Annotated in this window: 23 protein-coding genes; all 23 read left to right on the top strand. The window is 29.6% G+C overall.

From position 1 onward, the window contains the following. Positions 1-381: 381 nt before the first annotated feature. The 23 genes from G6042_RS01180 (at position 382) to G6042_RS01285 (ending at position 17,992) form a co-directional block, all read left to right on the top strand. Complete coding sequence (locus G6042_RS01180; protein ID WP_169522438.1) at positions 382-1,635, top strand: site-specific integrase; 1,254 nt, start codon at positions 382-384, stop codon at positions 1,633-1,635. 133 nt (positions 1,636-1,768) lie between these two features. Then, positions 1,769-2,380 (top strand): TetR/AcrR family transcriptional regulator, encoded by a 612-nt coding sequence (locus G6042_RS01185; protein WP_166237496.1) that lies wholly within the window; start codon positions 1,769-1,771, stop codon positions 2,378-2,380. Between the two features lie 3 nt (positions 2,381-2,383). Beyond that, positions 2,384-3,634: a TolC family protein gene (locus G6042_RS01190; protein ID WP_169522439.1), complete on the top strand. Its 1,251-nt coding sequence runs from the start codon at positions 2,384-2,386 to the stop codon at positions 3,632-3,634. 25 nt (positions 3,635-3,659) lie between these two features. Further along, on the top strand, positions 3,660-4,541 hold the full coding sequence (locus tag G6042_RS01195; RefSeq protein ID WP_169522440.1) for an HlyD family secretion protein: 882 nt from the start codon (positions 3,660-3,662) through the stop codon (positions 4,539-4,541). Between the two features lie 17 nt (positions 4,542-4,558). Further along, the gene (locus G6042_RS01200) at positions 4,559-4,999 is read left to right on the top strand and encodes a hypothetical protein (protein WP_169522441.1); all 441 of its coding nucleotides are present in this window, start codon (positions 4,559-4,561) and stop codon (positions 4,997-4,999) included. Then, positions 4,996-5,283 (top strand): cupin domain-containing protein, encoded by a 288-nt coding sequence (locus tag G6042_RS01205; RefSeq protein ID WP_169522442.1) that lies wholly within the window; start codon positions 4,996-4,998, stop codon positions 5,281-5,283. Before G6042_RS01200 ends, G6042_RS01205 begins: the two co-directional genes overlap by 4 nt. Continuing rightward, a complete protein-coding gene (locus G6042_RS01210; RefSeq protein ID WP_211161610.1) occupies positions 5,283-6,179 on the top strand; it encodes an ABC transporter ATP-binding protein in 897 nt (298 codons plus the stop codon). The genes G6042_RS01205 and G6042_RS01210 overlap by 1 nt, the downstream gene beginning before the upstream one ends. A gap of 8 nt (positions 6,180-6,187) precedes the next feature. Next, the gene (locus G6042_RS01215; RefSeq protein WP_169522443.1) at positions 6,188-6,922 is read left to right on the top strand and encodes an ABC transporter ATP-binding protein; all 735 of its coding nucleotides are present in this window, start codon (positions 6,188-6,190) and stop codon (positions 6,920-6,922) included. Between the two features lie 45 nt (positions 6,923-6,967). Continuing rightward, complete coding sequence (locus tag G6042_RS01220; RefSeq protein WP_169522444.1) at positions 6,968-8,074, top strand: ABC transporter permease; 1,107 nt, start codon at positions 6,968-6,970, stop codon at positions 8,072-8,074. A 54-nt stretch (positions 8,075-8,128) separates the two neighbouring features. After that, positions 8,129-9,250 carry an ABC transporter permease gene (locus tag G6042_RS01225; protein WP_121314060.1) on the top strand — a complete coding sequence of 374 codons (1,122 nt, stop codon included), beginning with the start codon at positions 8,129-8,131 and terminating at the stop codon, positions 9,248-9,250. Between the two features lie 100 nt (positions 9,251-9,350). Next, complete coding sequence (locus G6042_RS01230) at positions 9,351-10,007, top strand: LOG family protein (RefSeq protein ID WP_235933166.1); 657 nt, start codon at positions 9,351-9,353, stop codon at positions 10,005-10,007. A 104-nt stretch (positions 10,008-10,111) separates the two neighbouring features. Beyond that, entirely contained in the window at positions 10,112-10,441 is a 330-nt protein-coding gene (locus G6042_RS14225; RefSeq protein ID WP_235933167.1) for a hypothetical protein, read from the top strand. Between the two features lie 227 nt (positions 10,442-10,668). Further along, on the top strand, positions 10,669-11,013 hold the full coding sequence (locus tag G6042_RS14230) for a hypothetical protein (protein ID WP_235933169.1): 345 nt from the start codon (positions 10,669-10,671) through the stop codon (positions 11,011-11,013). Between the two features lie 12 nt (positions 11,014-11,025). Further along, complete coding sequence (locus tag G6042_RS01240) at positions 11,026-11,874, top strand: RteC domain-containing protein (protein WP_169522445.1); 849 nt, start codon at positions 11,026-11,028, stop codon at positions 11,872-11,874. Between the two features lie 113 nt (positions 11,875-11,987). Continuing rightward, positions 11,988-12,275: a helix-turn-helix domain-containing protein gene (locus G6042_RS01245; protein WP_064715049.1), complete on the top strand. Its 288-nt coding sequence runs from the start codon at positions 11,988-11,990 to the stop codon at positions 12,273-12,275. A 101-nt stretch (positions 12,276-12,376) separates the two neighbouring features. Next, positions 12,377-13,297: an Hsp70 family protein gene (locus G6042_RS01250; protein ID WP_169522446.1), complete on the top strand. Its 921-nt coding sequence runs from the start codon at positions 12,377-12,379 to the stop codon at positions 13,295-13,297. A gap of 170 nt (positions 13,298-13,467) precedes the next feature. Then, entirely contained in the window at positions 13,468-14,094 is a 627-nt protein-coding gene (locus G6042_RS01255; protein WP_169522447.1) for a P-loop NTPase family protein, read from the top strand. 155 nt (positions 14,095-14,249) lie between these two features. Next, positions 14,250-14,864: a hypothetical protein gene (locus tag G6042_RS01260; RefSeq protein ID WP_169522448.1), complete on the top strand. Its 615-nt coding sequence runs from the start codon at positions 14,250-14,252 to the stop codon at positions 14,862-14,864. A gap of 63 nt (positions 14,865-14,927) precedes the next feature. Beyond that, the gene (locus G6042_RS01265) at positions 14,928-15,923 is read left to right on the top strand and encodes a hypothetical protein (RefSeq protein ID WP_169522449.1); all 996 of its coding nucleotides are present in this window, start codon (positions 14,928-14,930) and stop codon (positions 15,921-15,923) included. A gap of 1 nt (position 15,924) precedes the next feature. Then, positions 15,925-16,521 (top strand): hypothetical protein, encoded by a 597-nt coding sequence (locus G6042_RS01270; RefSeq protein WP_169522450.1) that lies wholly within the window; start codon positions 15,925-15,927, stop codon positions 16,519-16,521. A gap of 111 nt (positions 16,522-16,632) precedes the next feature. Beyond that, positions 16,633-17,154: a hypothetical protein gene (locus G6042_RS01275; protein ID WP_169522451.1), complete on the top strand. Its 522-nt coding sequence runs from the start codon at positions 16,633-16,635 to the stop codon at positions 17,152-17,154. A gap of 12 nt (positions 17,155-17,166) precedes the next feature. Continuing rightward, entirely contained in the window at positions 17,167-17,559 is a 393-nt protein-coding gene (locus tag G6042_RS01280; protein ID WP_169522452.1) for a helix-turn-helix domain-containing protein, read from the top strand. Beyond that, positions 17,549-17,992, top strand: coding sequence for a hypothetical protein (locus G6042_RS01285; protein WP_065213563.1), 444 nt, complete (start codon positions 17,549-17,551; stop codon positions 17,990-17,992). Before G6042_RS01280 ends, G6042_RS01285 begins: the two co-directional genes overlap by 11 nt. Positions 17,993-18,236 lie beyond the last annotated feature (244 nt).

Genomic DNA, 18,236 nt, shown 5'->3' on the forward strand with positions numbered 1-18,236 from the left:
AAATGAAATGTAATTTTTACGATTAAAAAGGGGGTAAAATCGGTTACCCAAATAAAAATTCAATTGTAACGAGCTGTTATATAATACGTTGAAATAGGTAGTCAAATCCCTCTTTCTCCGCCAGTAGAAATACAAACGGTACTAAAACCCACTAAATTCAACAATTTAGTGGGTTTTTCTTTTAGGGTTATATCAAATTATTCATTAAATCTCAAAGTTTAGGTGTCTTTCAAGGTGTCACTAAAAAATTAAATTTTCAGTGACACCTCGCAACGAAAGCACCGCTACTACAAGGTGTTCAACAACATATTCAAAAAATGTACATCTTGTGTGTAGTTATTAAATCGAATAAATTTAATACTAACTTTAAGGTTACCAACAATGAACACATCAGTATCAATTCTCTTTTACATCAAGAGAGCAAAAGTCAACAATTTAGGAGTTTGTCCAATCTACACTAGAGTTACAGTCAATGCCAAACGATTTGAGTTTAGCACCAACAAATACATTAATCCCGATAAATGGTCCTCAGAAGGTAGCAAAGTAAAAGGCACTAATGAAGAAGCTAGAACAATCAATAGTCATCTTGATTATCTAAAAAATCAAGTTTTAGAAGCAGAGAAGAAACTATTCAAAAAAGACATTAGTATAACTTCAGAGAATTTAAAAAATGAATTATTTGGTTTTTCCGAAACCAAGCGTATGCTCGTTCCCATCTTCCAAGACCACAACAACAAAATAAAAGAATTGGTTGGTAAAGAATATGCTCCAGGAACACTGGAACGCTACACCACTTCATTGAAACATACTATCGAGTTTATGCAATGGAAATACAACCTTTCTGATATCGATATTACAAAAATAGACCATGCATTTATTACCGATTACGAATTCTGGCTACGAAGCGTTAGAAACTGCGCAAATAATACTGCAGTGAAATACATCAAAAACTTCAATAAAATAATCAAGATATGTTTGGCCAATGATTGGCTTGATAAAAATCCATTTGCAAACTATAGATCCAAAGTCAAAGAAGTTGAGCGAGTTTATCTTACTGAAGAAGAAATCCAATCCATAATCGAAAAAGATTTCAAAACTGAAAGACTTTCATTAGTACGCGACATCTTTCTTTTTAGCTGCTTTACTGGTTTGGCATACATAGATGTCAAAAACTTAACAAAGACGCATATAAACTATGGTATTGACGGCGAGAAATGGATATTTACTCACAGACAAAAAACTGAAAGTGCTTCCAAAATCCCAATACTTCCGGTTACACAAATGATTATTGATAAATACGAAAATCATCCACAATGTATCAATGAAGATAAACTATTACCTATTTTGTCAAATCAAAAAATGAATGCCTATCTAAAAGAAATAGCCGGAGTTTGTGAAATTGAAAAAGAATTAACTTTTCATATCGCTCGACATACTTTTGCTACTACTGTGACACTTACCAATGGTGTTCCTATTGAAACAGTTAGTAAAATGCTTGGCCATAAAAACCTACACACAACCCAACATTACGCAAAAGTTTTGGATAGAAAGGTTAGTGAGGATATGAAGATTTTAAAAGATAAATTTTCAATTTTAGACAATAATATATTGAAAAAATCTTCAGTCACAAGCTAAAAATTTCTAGTAATCAAGGCTATTTAAAGCTATTAAGACTTTATTATTTGTTAAAAAAAGCATAAATACTATTTTAGTAATTTTATTTTAGTAAATTTGTTAACCAAATGGTTAAACTATATAATTAAACAATATGAATAAAATTAAAACTGAAAATACAGAAACTGAAATATTAATAGCTGCAAAAGAAATATTTCAGCAAAAAGGAATGGCAGGTGCAAGAATGCAAGAAATAGCAGATAAAGCAAAAATTAATAAAGCATTATTACATTATTATTATAGAAGCAAACAATTATTATTTGAAGCTGTTTTCAAAAGTGCTTTTTCGCTTTTAGCACCACAATTAAATAAAGTGTTAAATGATGATAGTGACTTATTTGAAAAAATACGAAAGTTCACTGAAAATTATGTTTCGTTTGTAATCAAACATCCCTATTTACCAAATTTTGTAGTACAAGAATTAAATAAAAACCCAGAATTTGTTCAAAAGCTTCGCTCTGAAAAAAATTTTCCTTCCATTGAAAAATTTAAACTTCAAGTAAGTGATGCTATAAATCAAGGAATTATTAAACCAATCGAAGCCGAACAGTTATTTATCAATATTATCTCTTTAAATATTTTTCCTTTTATCGGAGAACCGCTATTGATGGCGCTTGTTAATGTGGATAAAGAAAGCTACAATAAAATACTAGAAAATAGAAAAACGGAAGTGGCTGAGTTTATCATTAATTCAATAAAAATATAAATTATGAAAACTAAGTTAATCATACTGATAGTATTGTTTATATCAATATATTCAAATGCACAACAGACTTTAACCTTGGAAGATTGTTACTCATTAGCTACAAAAAATTATCCTTTATCAAAACAAACAGGTTTATTAGAACAGAAATCAAGTTATGAAATTGACGCATTAAGCAAAGGAAAATTACCAAAAATCGATGTAAACGCACAAGCAACTTATCAATCTGATGTGATTGGATTACCTACTTCACTTCCAGGGGTTCAATCTTTAAATAAAGATCAATATAGAGCAACTTTAGATGTAAATCAATTAGTGTACAATGGTGGAATAATTGATGCAAATGCAAAATTAAAAGAGGCACAAACCAAAACACAACAACAACTAATAGAAGTTAGTTTATACCAAATAAAAACTCGAATCAGTCAATATTTCTTTTCTATTTTGTTACTTCAAGAAAAAAAAGCACTACTATCTTCAAAAAAAGAGTTATTAATTTCCAAAGTTAAGGAAGTGAAATCGGGAGTCAAATTTGGAGCAATTCTTCCGTCATCAGAACAGGTTTTAGAAGCAGAAATTATTAAAATAAACCAACAATTAACAGAAATTAAATTTGAAAACATCAAATTATTAAATAACCTTTCAGAATTAACTTTTTCAGATATTGATACCGAAACAACTTTAATACAACCAGTTTCATATTCAAATAGCACTAATATAACAAGACCTGAAATTGCATTTTATGATTTACAAAATCAGCAATTAGAGTTCTCGAAAAGTGTACTATCTAAATCAAATCTTCCAAAAATAAATGCTTTTGGTCAAGCGGGTTATGGTAATCCCGGATTAAACATGTTAGACAATTCTTTTCAAACATTTTATGTTGTTGGCCTAAAAGCGAATTGGAATATTTTTGATTGGGGCAAAACCAAAACAGATAAAAAAGCATTGGATATATCTAAAGAAATAGTAACATCTGAGAAAGAAACATTTGAATTAAATAACAAAATACAATTAGAAGAGCAAGATTTTGAAATTAAAAAATTAGAACAACTGCTGCTTTCTGATACCGAAATAATTCAAATACGTGAAAAAGTTATTAAATCCTCAGATGCTCAATTAAAAAATGGTGTGATAACATCGTCTGAATATCTTATAGAATTAACCAATTTATTTGAAGCAAAAAATATTTTGAAAACGCATGAAGTTCAATTAGCAGCTGCTAAATCAAATTACGAAATAATTAAAGGAAAATAAAATAGTACCCGAAAAATTTAAAAAAATGAAAAAAATAAGCATAATAATTTTAGCAACGATAGGGTTAATTTCTTGTAACAAAAATAACGACAAAGCTGACGGTTATGGGAATTTTGAAGCAACTGAAATAACTATTTCTTCAGAAGCTAACGGTAAAATAGAGTTTTTAAAAGTCGAAGAAGGAGATGAATTAAAATCTCAATTACAAGTAGGATTAGTTGATACATTACAATTACATTTTGCGAAACAACAATTAATTGCCTCTAAAAGCACCGTGTCGTCAAAATCCGCAAATATAATATCACAAAAAAGCGTCTTAAATGAACAATTAAAAACAGCTAAATTAGAGAAAAACCGAATCAGTAATATGTATGCTGAAAATGCTGCAACTAAACGACAAGTAGATGAAATTGAAGGAAAGGTAAAAGTTATCGAAGAGCAAATAAAAAGTGTCGGAACTCAAAATGCACCTATTTTAAATGACTTAAAATCGATAGATGTACAAATTGCTAGAATCAATGATCAAATAGCAAAAAGTAAAATTATTAACCCTATTAATGGAACTGTTTTAACTAAGTATGCTGAACCAGGCGAAATAACAGCATTTGGAAAACCACTATACAAGGTAGCTGATATTTCTGAAATGACTTTGCGAATCTATGTAAGCGAAACACAGTTGTCAAAAATAAAAGTTGGACAAAATGTATCGGTAAAAATTGATGCTGAAAAAGATATGAAATCATATCAAGGAAACATTTCATGGATTGCATCTTCGGCAGAGTTTACTCCTAAAATTATTCAAACAAAAGAAGAACGAGTAAATCTCGTTTATGCCGTAAAGGTAAAAGTAAAAAATGACGGTAGTCTAAAAATCGGAATGCCAGCAGAAATGTGGATTAAATATTAATTAAAAAATTATAGAACATGTTAAAAATAAAAATTGCCCTTTTAGCTACATTTAGTTTACTTCTTTTCTCTTGTAATACGAAATCGAAAGAAGAAAAAGCTACTGAAATTAAAACTGAAGAACACCAACATTCTGAAAGCGAAACAATTCAATTAAACAATGGTGAAAAATGGAAGGTAGATGATAATATGATGCTACACATTCGTAATATGGAAAAAGACATAATACATTTTGACCAAGAAAAAAGCACAAATTATTCATTGTTAGCCGATAAATTAAAGACAAATATTGATTTACTAACATCAAATTGTACCATGAAAGGACAAGCTCATGACGAACTTCACAAATGGTTAGTTCCATATATAGAGTTAGTCGATTCGTTTTCTAAAGAAAAATCAGCAAATCAGTTTACAGAAATTCAAAATTCGTTCCTAACATTTAATCAATATTTCAAATGATTTTAAAAAACTTACATACCGAAAATAAACCAGTTCAAACACAATTATTATTTGAACCAAAAGACGCTAAAGTAATTTCATTGCAAATAGCAAAAGGTGAAACACTTAAAGAGCACGTTTCAAAAATACCTGCATTGTTAGTTTGCATTTCAGGAAATGCTGTTTTTACTGATGATAAAGGAACAGTCGTTAATCTCAATTCAGGCACTTATGTAATGATTGAAGAAAATGTAAAACACGCAGTAAAAGCAATTGATGAAAGTAATTTCTTATTGATGAAATAATGAGTATTGCTGTAAAAAACATATCAAAATATTACAAAAAATTAAAAGCAGTCGAAAACATTACTTTTAATGTAAATGATGGAGAATTATTTGGTTTAATTGGACCTGATGGCGCAGGAAAAACAACTATTTTCAGAATACTTACTACGCTTTTAGTTGCCAATGAAGGAAGTGCTGAAGTAGCAGGTTTTGACGTAGTCAAACAACTCAAAGAAATCAGAAACTCTGTTGGCTATATGCCAGGAAAATTCTCGCTATATCAAGATTTAACTGTTGAAGAAAATCTACATTTTTTTGCCACTATTTTCGGAACCACAATTGAGGAAAATTATGATTTAATTAAAGACATATACATTCAAATTGAACCATTCAAAGACAGAAGAGCAGGTGCTCTTTCGGGCGGAATGAAACAAAAATTAGCATTATGTTGTGCGTTAATTCATGCTCCAAAAGTATTATTTCTTGACGAACCAACTACAGGAGTTGATCCCGTTTCTCGAAAAGAATTTTGGATAATGCTAAAAAGATTACAACAAAAAGGCATTACAATATTAGTTTCAACACCCTATATGGATGAAGCTTCTCTTTGCGATAGAATTGCATTAATTCAAAAAGGCAAAATTTTAAAAATAGAAACACCTGAAAATATCATTAACAACTACGAAAAAGTAATTTATGATGTACAAGCAAAAAACACACACGGATTGATTCACGATTTAAAAAATTATCCTAATCAATACAGTGTTTATGCTTTTGGGGAGTTTGTACATTACATAGATAAAAATGCAACTTTCAATCCAAACGATTTACAAACCTATTTGAAAAATAAAAATCATACGGATATAATTATTAAACCTGCTACAATAACCATTGAAGATGTTTTCATGGACTTATAAACAAAAAAATGGAAAGAGAAAAAATAATATCTGTAAAAAATTTAACAAAAGAGTTTGGTCATTTTACTGCTGTAAAAGGCATTTCATTTGATGTTTATAAAGGAGAAATTTTTGGTTTTTTAGGAGCCAATGGAGCAGGGAAAACAACAGCTATGAAAATGTTGATTGGAATTTCAAATCCTACTTCAGGTGAAGCCAATGTTGCAGGTTTTGATGTTCACTCACAAGCCGATATGGTAAAAAAAAGTATTGGTTATATGAGCCAAAAATTCTCAATGTATGATGATTTAACTATTAAAGAAAACATTACTTTTTTTGGTGGAATTTATGGATTATCAAGAATACAAATCAAACAAAAAATCGCACAATTAATAGAAGAATTAGAACTTCAAGAAGTAGCAAATAATTTAGTAGGTTCGTTACCATTGGGTTGGAAACAAAAATTGTCGTTTTCAGTTGCATTACTGCACGAGCCAAAAATTGTTTTTCTCGATGAGCCAACAGGAGGCGTTGACCCAATAACCCGAAGACAATTTTGGGAAATGATTTATACACAAGCTTATAAAGGTACTACCATTTTTGTAACCACACATTACATGGATGAAGCAGAATATTGTGACCGAGTTTCTATTATGGTTGACGGCTCTATTGAAGCTTTAGACACACCAAAAAATTTAAAACAACAATTCAAAGTAGATTCTATGAATGAAGTTTTTTTAAAATTAGCAAGGAATATAGAATAATAAATCACTACAACACTTGAAACTTAAACTAGAAACAAAAAACAAATGAAAAGATTTATCGGATTTGTAAAAAAAGAATTCTACCATATTTTTAGAGATAAACGTTCTTTGTTTATTCTGTTTGGTATGCCGATTGCCCAAATTTTATTGTTTGGTTTTGCCATAACAAATGAAATTAACAATGTTGACATTGCCATTTTAGACCAATCAAACGATATAGAAACACAAAAAATTATCTATAAAATAAAAGCATCACCCTATTTTAATGTTGAAAACCAAATTGAAAAAGAAAGCGACATAGAATCAGAATTTAAAAAAGGAAAAATCAAGGCAGTTCTTATTTTCGAACCAAATTTTAGTAAAAATCTAGAAACCAAAAAAGTAGCAGTAGTTCAAGCAATTACCGATGCGACCGAACCTAATGTTGCCAACACAATAGCAAATTATACCTCAGCAATTATACAAAATTATCAATCGCAAAAAAAACAATCCAATAGTAATTCGGTAAAGGTTGAAGTACAATCGAGAATGTTTTATAATCCTGAACTCAAAAGTGTTTTTAATTTTGTTCCAGGTGTAATGACCGTTATTCTAATGCTTGTTTCAGCTATGATGACCTCAATTTCTATCACACGAGAAAAAGAATTAGGCACTATGGAAATTCTTTTAGTTTCTCCATTAAAACCATTTCAAGTAATTATTGGAAAAGTATTTCCTTATATTTTCCTTTCCATTATCAATGCAATCGTAATATTAACATTAGGCTATTTTGTGTTCAAAATGCCTATAAATGGAAGCATCTTTTTGTTAGCTTTTGAAAGTATATTATTTATCATTTCTGCTCTTTCATTGGGAATATTAATTTCTACCGTTTCTAATTCTCAACAAACCGCAATGATGTTATCATTAATGGGTTTGATGCTACCAGTAATTATTCTATCAGGATTTATATTTCCTATAAATAGTATGCCTTTACCCATGCAAGTAATCAGTAACATCATACCTGCAAAATGGTTCATTATTATTGTAAAAGCCATTATGCTCAAGGGAGTCGGAATTCAATATATATGGAAAGAAACCCTTATATTAATTGGGATGACCGTATTTTTTATAACATTGAGCATCAAAAAATATAAAATTAGACTAGAATAAGAATAGTATCACTGTAAAGGTTTAAAAACAATCATTGGGATATAAAAATAAATTATGAAAACAATATTATTCATCATACAAAAAGAATTCAAGCAAATTTTTAGAGATAAAAGCATGCTTCAACTTATATTTATATTACCCATTTTGCAATTATTAATTTTGTCAAATGCAGCTACATTCGATGTTAAAAATATTGCAATAACCTTTGTTGACAATGACCAAAGTCGGGAATCAAGAGATTTAATAAATTCGTTTAAATCCTCAACCTATTTTAAAGTTACAGAACCCTATTTTTCTGAAAAAGAAGCTATCCAAGAAATGCAAAAAGGAAAAACCGACATTATTGTAAATATTCCAATTCACTTCAATCGTGACCTTCAAAAAGACCAAAAAACAAGTATTTCAGTAAGTATTAATGCTATAGATGCTGCAACAGCAGGTGTTGAAAATGTATATGTAACACAAATCATAAATACATACAATCAAAATATTCAAATGCAGTCCAACTATTTTTCAGGAAACAAAGAAATACCTCAAAATATTATAGTTATACCGTCTTTTTGGTACAACAAAACCTTAAACTACAAAACCTTTATGGTTCCAGGTATCTTGGTTTTATTGGTTACTATGCTTACTTTATTTCTGTCATCAATGAATATAGTTAGAGAAAAAGAGTTAGGTACATTGGAGCAAATTAATGTAACACCAATAAAAAAATATCAGTTTATAGTTGGAAAATTATTTCCATTTTGGGTACTTGGCTTAGTGATTTTGACTGTTGGTTTGCTTATAGCTAAAGTTGTTTTTAATGTTCCCATGCTAGGTAATATTTTCCTTGTTTATGGTTTCACATCAGTGTATTTACTATTAATTTTAGGATTCGGACTATACATATCTAATCATACCGAAACCCAACAACAAGCAATGTTTATTGCGTGGTTCTTTATGGTGATTTTCATATTAATGAGTGGTTTATTTACACCTATCGAAAGTATGCCAAAATGGGCGCAAAGCTTAACATTGTTAAACCCTATTCGATACTTTGTAGAGTTCATAAGAATGGTTCTACTAAAAGGATCCGGATTTTATGAAGTATTGCCAAACCTATTAATTGTTACCGGATTTGCAGTATTTGTAAACGGCATGGCGGTTTGGAGTTATAAAAAATCAAATTAGAAGTTTAAGTTTTTAAAAGGTATTAAAAATGAATGGTAATAAATTAGTTACGAATGAATCTTTATTCTTTCGAGGTCCGCTATCGAGATTTAAATAGCTAATGTTCACATTTAGGGTTCAAATTAATTTTATAAGAGCATTTAGAAAATTACATTTCCTTGGTCCATGCGTAACTATTTTTGGTTCGGCTCGGTTTACACCAGAATCAGAACATTATAAAAATGCTGAAAAAATTGGTGCAGAAATTTCTAAATTAGGTTTTACAATAATGACAGGTGGCGGACCAGGAATAATGGAAGCCGCAAATAAAGGAGCATTTGAAAATGATGGTTATTCTGTTGGTTGCAATATTGTATTGCCAAGAGAACAAAAACCAAATCCATATTTACATAAATGGATAGATATTCCTTATTTTTTTGTTCGTAAAGTTGTTTTGATAAAATATTCGTATGCCTTTGTAGTGATGCCAGGTGGAGTTGGTACTTTAGATGAATTATTTGAAGCACTTACATTGATACAAACTAAAGTAATTAAAAACTTTCCGATAATTATTTTTGATTCAGATTATCATAAAGAACTTTGTCATCATATTAAAATTATGCTTGAAAATGAAAGCATCAGTCCAGAAGATATGAAGCTCCTTTTTGTAACTGATTCTATTCCTGATTTAATTACACATCTTGAAACGCATGCAATCAAAAAATTTGGGTTAGTAAATAAACAATATAAACCAAAATGGTGGTTTTTAGAAAATTAAAACAATTCTTGTCTATGTCTTTTTTAATTAATACTAAAATGTAGAAAAATATTATTTTCTTTCTTGTAAAATATCTGAAAATATAGACGAATTAGCAATAAAATATGAAAAAGAATATAGTATTAGTTTTTATTATTGTAATAACGACCATAACTTCAGCTCAAACTAAAGTAGATACAACAGCAATTCTATCTTTAGATAAAATAGCACAAGTTAACCAAGGAGAAAGTTATGTTACATTTCCTTTTGATATTGGTAATTTAGAACCCTTACTATTTGAAGCAAATGTTAGTCCTAATTTTAAAATTCGAAAACGTAAAGATTCAAGATTAATGGCAGTACTTACCTCTCAAATCATTATAAGAATGTTTGATGAATATTCATATCCTGTAAAAACACCCAGTTATATTCCTCAAATAGCATTTATTTTCTAACAGGACATAAAGAATCAGCCAATAAATTAACACTTTTTGGTAAAATTGCACATCATTCGAATGGTCAAAACGGAAATTTCTATACCGAAAATGGAGATGTCAATTTACAATCCGGAAATTTTGCAACAAATTATATAGAAATTGGATTTTTAAAATCATCTTACAGTAACCAACTCAATGCCTTCAAATTTATTAAAAGCTCTATTGAAATTCATCCAAAAAAATGGATGTTAGAAGAACTTCAAGGTCAATATAGTGGACTTCGATGGCACAATACCTTTTTAGCCTACAAGCTTCCTATGAAAAGTAATCTAATAAAAAACAAAGAACAAAGAGCAAACTTTTCTGTAAAAGCTGAAACTACTTTGATGCTTGATAATATGAATAATTGGGATACTTTTAATATAGACCGACTTAATACAAGTTTAATTGTTTATTATCATCCAAAATTTTTAGAAGATATTGGATTCTATGTTCAATTCTATCACGGTATGGATTACTATAACATTTATTTTCAACACCAAATCAATACAATCCGTTTTGGTATTATGACAGAGGTTTTACGTTTTTAAAATATTTTAGAATTGAATTTAAAAATAAACACATTACTTTCAGACTTAAATGAACAGCTGAATTTTATAGATATAGAATTTGATGATACAATTAATCGATGCGAAAAAGCAATTGAAATTATTATAGTTTCAATTCAAAAACTTAAAATTTTGTTTCTCAAAGAAAAATTTAAAAATCAAGAACAAGAAATAGATTTTTTCAAAAATATAAAACCAAAGTTTACTTCAAAACTAATATATTACAATGTAATTTTCAAAATTGAAACCAAAAAACCACATGGTGGCGAACGTATTTTAAAAAAATATCTAAACAATGAATTAGATAAGTTAAAACGTTACTTCGATAACAATTTAGATTTTTACAGATATTATCGCACAGGAAGTAATTACTTAGATATCAAATATTTCACGAGAGGAAAATTTGATATTAAGATGGCATTAGATAGTTTTTATTTCGAAGCAGACCACACATTTTCAACATCTCATGATTTTAAAGTGGCAAAAATTTTGGCGCATGATTTAATCCAAGTTTATCTTGAAGACAAGTTATTAATTATGGAAAATAGAGATCCAAAAGAAAAGTCACAAGTCAATTCCAAGGTCAAGCAAAATTGGACAGGTTCTAAGGTCGCGTTAATAGAACTTTTATATGCTTTGCATACCGAAGGTGTGTTCAATAATGGTGCATCAGATTTGAAAGATATTGCAGAATATTTCGAAAATGTGTTCAATATCGATTTAGGTCAGTATCATAGAGCTTTCCTTGAAATTAGAATGCGAAAATCCGACCAAACAAAGTTCCTCAATACACTAAAAGAAAAATTAGTAAAACGAATGGAAAACACAGACGACTTGCATTAATACTAATAAATACAATACTTTACATAAAAATCTATCACAACTTGTGATTGACTTGTGATTTAAAACTATTCAAATACTACAAATTTGTACCATAACAATCTAAAACATACGTTATGGCAATCGAAGTTATCACTCGCGAAGACTTAAACGAATTCAGAAGTCTTCTTTTGAACGATTTAAAAGAAATCATTCAATCCAAACCGCAACAAACAAAACAGTGGCTCAAATCTAATGAAGTCCGCAAACTGTTAAACATTTCTCCCGGTACTTTACAAAATCTCCGCATCAACGGAACACTGACCTATACCAAAATAGGTGGCATCATGTATTATGACAATTCAGATATTGATAAGTTATTAAATGGAAATAAGGTAAATGCTTTGCCTACTCTGTTCAAATAGTAAGCTAATCGTCAGTTCGAGTGTTTTTCTAAAATGCGACAGCTTTTTAGGAAAATGTATCGAGAACCTTGTAAACCATAATTTTTAATTCGTAATTCAACATGAACTACATTAAACACCTAACTGGTTTCTTTGAGAAAGTAGCCATTGATAAAACGCTAAATCCAACACACGTAAGCTTATACATTGCCTTATTTCAATTTTGGAACTGCAACCGTTTCAAAAATCCAATCAGCATAAATCGCGATGAGGTAATGCGAATAAGCAAAATCAGTTCCAAAGCAACCTATCATAAATGTCTGAAGAACTTGCATAGTTTGGGTTACATCAATTACGAACCATCTTACAATCCATTCAAAGGAAGTCATGTCATTTTATTCAACTTTTCGGAAGATTTAAAACCGCTGCCAAAATCCGAAAGAAAACCAAAAAATGAACCACTTATTGAACTTGTTTCTGAACAAGCTTTGAACAAGTCTTATACTAGTAGTGAAACAGGTACTGAACAAGCAGTAGTACCTTCTATAAACTATATAAACAATACAAACATTTTAAACGATAAAAACGTTTCAAACTTGGAAAAGCACACAAAAAATTTTGAAGAAATAAATAATTCCAATTTAGAAAATGAAAATTCAAAAGAAGAAAAAAGTTCCGCGAAAAAAGAAAAAGAAGAAATGCAGAATGAAAATTTTGCATTCGCCAACTCCGATGAAAATCAAATAAAAAATAGTTGGCAAAAAAGTTCCGCGAAAAAAGAAGAAAAGTTACATCCATTAATCGAAGAAGTTAAAACCTATTTCCAAGAAAATAACTTTCCGGAACAAGAAGCTCAAAAATTCTACAATTACTTCAAAAGTGTCGGTTGGTTAGTCGGAGGTAAAACACCAATGGTCGATTGGCAAGCAGCAGCACAAAATTGGATGATTAACGCACCAAAATTCATTTCAAATGCAGAACAACCCAACAGAGCAAAACAACTCAACACAACAACCGACAAAGACTATTCAGAACCACTTTAGTCATTGCGAGGCACGAAGCAATCTCACTTTGCGAACCTTGCGTTGTCATCCTGAGCTTGTCGAAGGACTTTGTGCTCTTTGCGGTTAAAACAAAAAAATCCGTGTAAATCTGTTTAATCCGTGTCATCCGTGTTCCAAAAACTTCGCTTTAGCGAACAAAAAACAACCCAATGAATGAAAATATAAAATCACATTACAGCTACACCGAAGTAATCAATTGGCTCGAAGCTAAAGGCATCGAACTATACGGCAATCATTTCAAAATCCTTGAAACCGATTACCAAATCGTATACAAACTAATCGCTTATTTCTTAAAAGACGAACCAACTTGTTTTCAATATGGAATAAACCTCAACAAAGGAATTCTATTAACTGGACCAATCGGCTGCGGAAAAACATCATTGATGAACTTAATGAAATACCTAACAGCAACAGAACATAAGTTTTTCGTAAAACCCTGTCGAGACATAAGCTTTGAATTTATCCAGGACGGCTACCAAATAATTCACAAATACAGCATCGGCAAACTATACCAATCCGAACCAAGAACCTATTGCTTTGACGATTTAGGAACAGAAAACAACCTAAAATACTTCGGAAACGAATGCAATGTAATGGCAGAAATTCTATTAAGCAGATATGATCTATTCATTTCAAAAAAACTCCTAACCCACATAACCACAAACCTATCCGCCACAGAAATAGAAAAACATTACGGCAACCGAGTTCGCTCCAGATTAAGAGAATTATGCAATTTAATAGCATTCGAAAATGTAGCTAAAGACAAACGTAAATAAATTGCATAATCACGAACACCAAAAAAACAATAATAAAGCGTGAGTAAATGGTAAACTTGATAGCTTATGATAAATCAACACCAGACAAGAGATAACAAAGCTTTGCGAGCTTTGTGCCTTCTTTGTGCTCTTTGCGGTTAAAAAAAACTAACAACATGAAAACAATAACAACCTTCTGGAACCACTTCCAACAAAACAACTTCGTTTTCTTACTCCTAAACGAAATCTCAAAAGACGAACTAAAAATCCATTTCGACAAACTAATCGAGATACTACATCAATACAACAAAGACCTGGACCTCATCATCAAAAACAAAACTAAAGGCGGCGAATTAATCATCACTGCAAATGGAAATCCATACCTTTTCAAAGAAGTAGAATTACTAGTCCATCATGCACCAGTTGTAGAACGTTGGAAAATAACAGCGTTCCTTCAACCCGAAACAAACCTAACCAAATACGAAAATGGCACCGACAAACCACTAGAATATTACGGCATAACTTTACGAATAAGTGAAATCTATTTCATCCCACTAGAAAACCCAAACAAACCAACTGATTTAGGAATAAAAGTACTACTCAAAAACTATATCGTCCACAAAGACAACCCAAGACTTCGAGAAGCTGTTTATGTGCATATTGAGCATTTAATTGGAGAAAAAGCATTTGCTAATGATATTGCTTTTATTGAGATAGCACAATTGGAAACAAGTCAAAAAAACAAAATAAAATTATACGAATTAAGCAACTACTTAATTAACTCTGAATGATTTTAATAAATTTAATTTAGTGTATTTTGCTTACATTTGTTTGATTAAAAAATTATAAAATAAATGGCAGCAGACAGCATAGAATTATCGATTTATACATTTGCTTTAAAAGAAAAGAATGTAAAAAAAGGCGAATACTTTAATTTGAATGAGTTTTATCGAAAGAATTTTATTTTTTCAACTGACAAAAATCCATTATTAGTTGAACAAGATGAATTATACAATAGATTTAAAATTGAAATTATTAAAGATTTTAAGAATAAGTTTCGTTTAAATAAGGAAGGTACTAAAGGTATTTCATCTGATGATATAAAAAGTTACTCAAACTCAAATGTAATTGATGGAATAATAATTGGAGGAAATAGAGGATTAAATCATAAAATTTACAAAATAAATGATAATTCAAATTCAACTGGAGAACTTAGTAATGATGAAATAATGGCACTTCCACACTATTTTAAAATATGGACACCTCCTAATTCTCAAGTTGGAATTTTAATGATACAAAATTATTCTAACTCTGGTATAACAACTTTATTGATTGATTTTCTTAAAGATTTTTATACCAGATATAACACTTCTTTTTCGGAAACAAGATTTGTCCCTAATGAAATAAAAGAAAGTTTTATTAATAGAAGTGTTGTAAAAAAAGTTTCATTCATAAAATCTAAATTAGGCAAAGAAGCTAGACAAGCATTTAATTACGCTTTTACTGATGAAGAAGGAATTAAAATAAAGATTGAAATTAGTGGTTTTAGCAAAGAAACTCCAGTCAAAAATTTTATTGATGATTTTTACAAAAATGAAAAATTAATTGGAATTGATTTGGAGGATTTAGAAATTACCAATGACGAAGATGTTAAAACAACGCTTTATTATGAAGATGATAAAGGAAAAAAAGCTCATGCTAAAATAGAAAGTAAATTTAAAATTACACCTACAATTTCTCTTCCAGAAGAATTATTGATCAATGGTAATATTGATTATGAAAAAGTTAAAGAGTTTTCAGATAGTATTTTAGAAAAAGTCAAAGTAGAAATAGGTTATAAAACAGAATAGTATGTTTTGGGGTTGGGATAAAATAAAAATTTCAGAAATTAGGAAAGATGCTTTAAATAATCTTTTCAAACAGCATAATGGTGAAAAAGTAGCAAATGAAAAAGTTGTTAAGTTTTATTATTATATCCTTCCAATAGTTGTTTCTGTTGTATTACTTTCTTTAGGAGTTACAATTAAAGAAAGCATAGCAAGTTATTTAGTTACAGGGATAAGCATATTTGCTGGACTTTTTTTTAGTCTTCTGATTACCGTATCCGACAAAATGAATAAGCGCAAGGAATTACAGAAATCTTTGAATGAAATAGATATTAATTACTTTAAACTATATAAAAAATTCTCTGAACAATTGATTGCTTACATATCATATGAAATTGTTTTATCAGTTATTTTGATTGTGCTTATACTATTTACATTTTTAAGTATTGATGATTTTAATTTTCTTATCGTAACAAATTTTACAACAAATCTTTTTTTTATATTAAATCTTATTTTGAATTTTCTAATCTTTTACTACGGTATAAAATTTTTATATATCTTATTAATTATTTTAAGTAGTATGTATGTGATGTTGCTCGATGATATAAATACCAAAGAATAGTTTTTAAGTAACAAATAGTATTCTTACATTTGAAAAAATAAACTAAATAGTATATTAAATAATCATAAAATACACTTAAAAGTGTATTTTTGTTTGCAAACTAATAATAAAGTGAATATATTTGCTCTAGAAATATGGGATGATGAAGCTGCTAAATGCACTTTTTACACCGTAAAATATGATGATGCCGAGACAAATGAAACTGATTTATTCTTTGAAAAATATGATGCAATAGCAGAATATAAAGAAGCAAATCAAGAATTGTTGTCTTTTGTATTGTTATCAATTGGTAATGATCACGGAGCAATAGATGAATTATTCAATAGAGATGAAAACGAAGTTAAGGGATTACCTGTCCAAGGTAAAAGAACAATCGAAAATATTACTTACCACTTTCCAGAATTTCCATTAAGATTATACGCCTTAAAAATCACAAACAACATAGTTATACTTTTCAATGGAGGTATCAAAGATGGTCCAACAAATCAAACAAGTTCATTGCATTTAGAATGGAGAGCAGCATGTGAATTCGCAAAACGAATTAATGAAGCTTTACAAGATGGAACAATAATTGTAAATGAAAAACATAGAAAACTTACTAATTATGATGGTTCAGATGAAATCATCCTCTAAAAATCCAAAACAATGAGAAGCAAAGTAGCACAAAGAATTTTAGCAGAAACACCGGAAGAAACAAAAATCTTCGCGAGATTATATGCTGATATCGTGGTTCGAGTAAATCAGTTGTTAAAAGCAAAAGGATTTAGCCAAAAAGATTTAGCAGATAAGCTAGAAAAAAGACCTTCCGAAGTTAACAAATGGTTGGTAGGAGAACATAACTTTACGTTACGTTCTTTAGCCAAACTTGAAGCAGAACTTGGGGAACCAATTATTAATGTTCCACAAAGAAAGCCAATGGGAACAACTGGATATGTAACTGTTTACAGAAACAATGCTATAAATACTGATGTAGCATATACAAGTGCATGGAAAAAATCAAAATCAAACAATAAAACAGCATTAGCCAATGTCAGCTAATTTATTACAACCTGAAAAAATTGAAATTGTTGATTTTAAAATCATAAAAGGACAAATTAATAGTCCATTCGATTTTGAAGAAGAAAAAGTTCAAGGACACAATTTCAATGTAAACTTTGAGTTAGGCTTTAATATTCCAGATAAATTAATTAAAGCTGATTTTTCAGTAAATGTTGAAACCAAAAGTGAAAAACAAGATGGAGAAGAAGCAATCGGAGCGTTCAGTTTTGTCTATGTTTTTCATGTGGATAACATTGAAGAATTAACCAAATTAGAAGAAGATAATACAGTTACAATAAGTCCTGCTTTAGGAAATGCTTTAGCTGCAATTACATATTCAACATCAAGAGGAATATTAATGACACGTTTTCAAGGTACAGCTTTAAGTAATTTTATTTTACCTGTTATCAATCCAAATAAGTTGATAGAATAATAATTGATTTTAAAATTAGATATATAGTTTGTCCCAAATTTTATAAATTTTTGGGACATTTTTTTACAATAAAACTGAAACCTATGGATATTAAATCAAAGCAATTAATAATTGACAGTCTACCTGGAAAAAACGGTCAAATTGACCACCACTTTCCAGTCTAAATTGACCACCAATTTCGGTGCAAACTGACCACCCAATTCCAGTCCAAATTGACCACCTAAATTTTAGGGTAAATTAGTCA

The sequence above is a fragment of the Flavobacterium solisilvae genome (genome assembly GCF_012911605.1).
GTDB lineage: Bacteria > Bacteroidota > Bacteroidia > Flavobacteriales > Flavobacteriaceae > Flavobacterium > Flavobacterium solisilvae.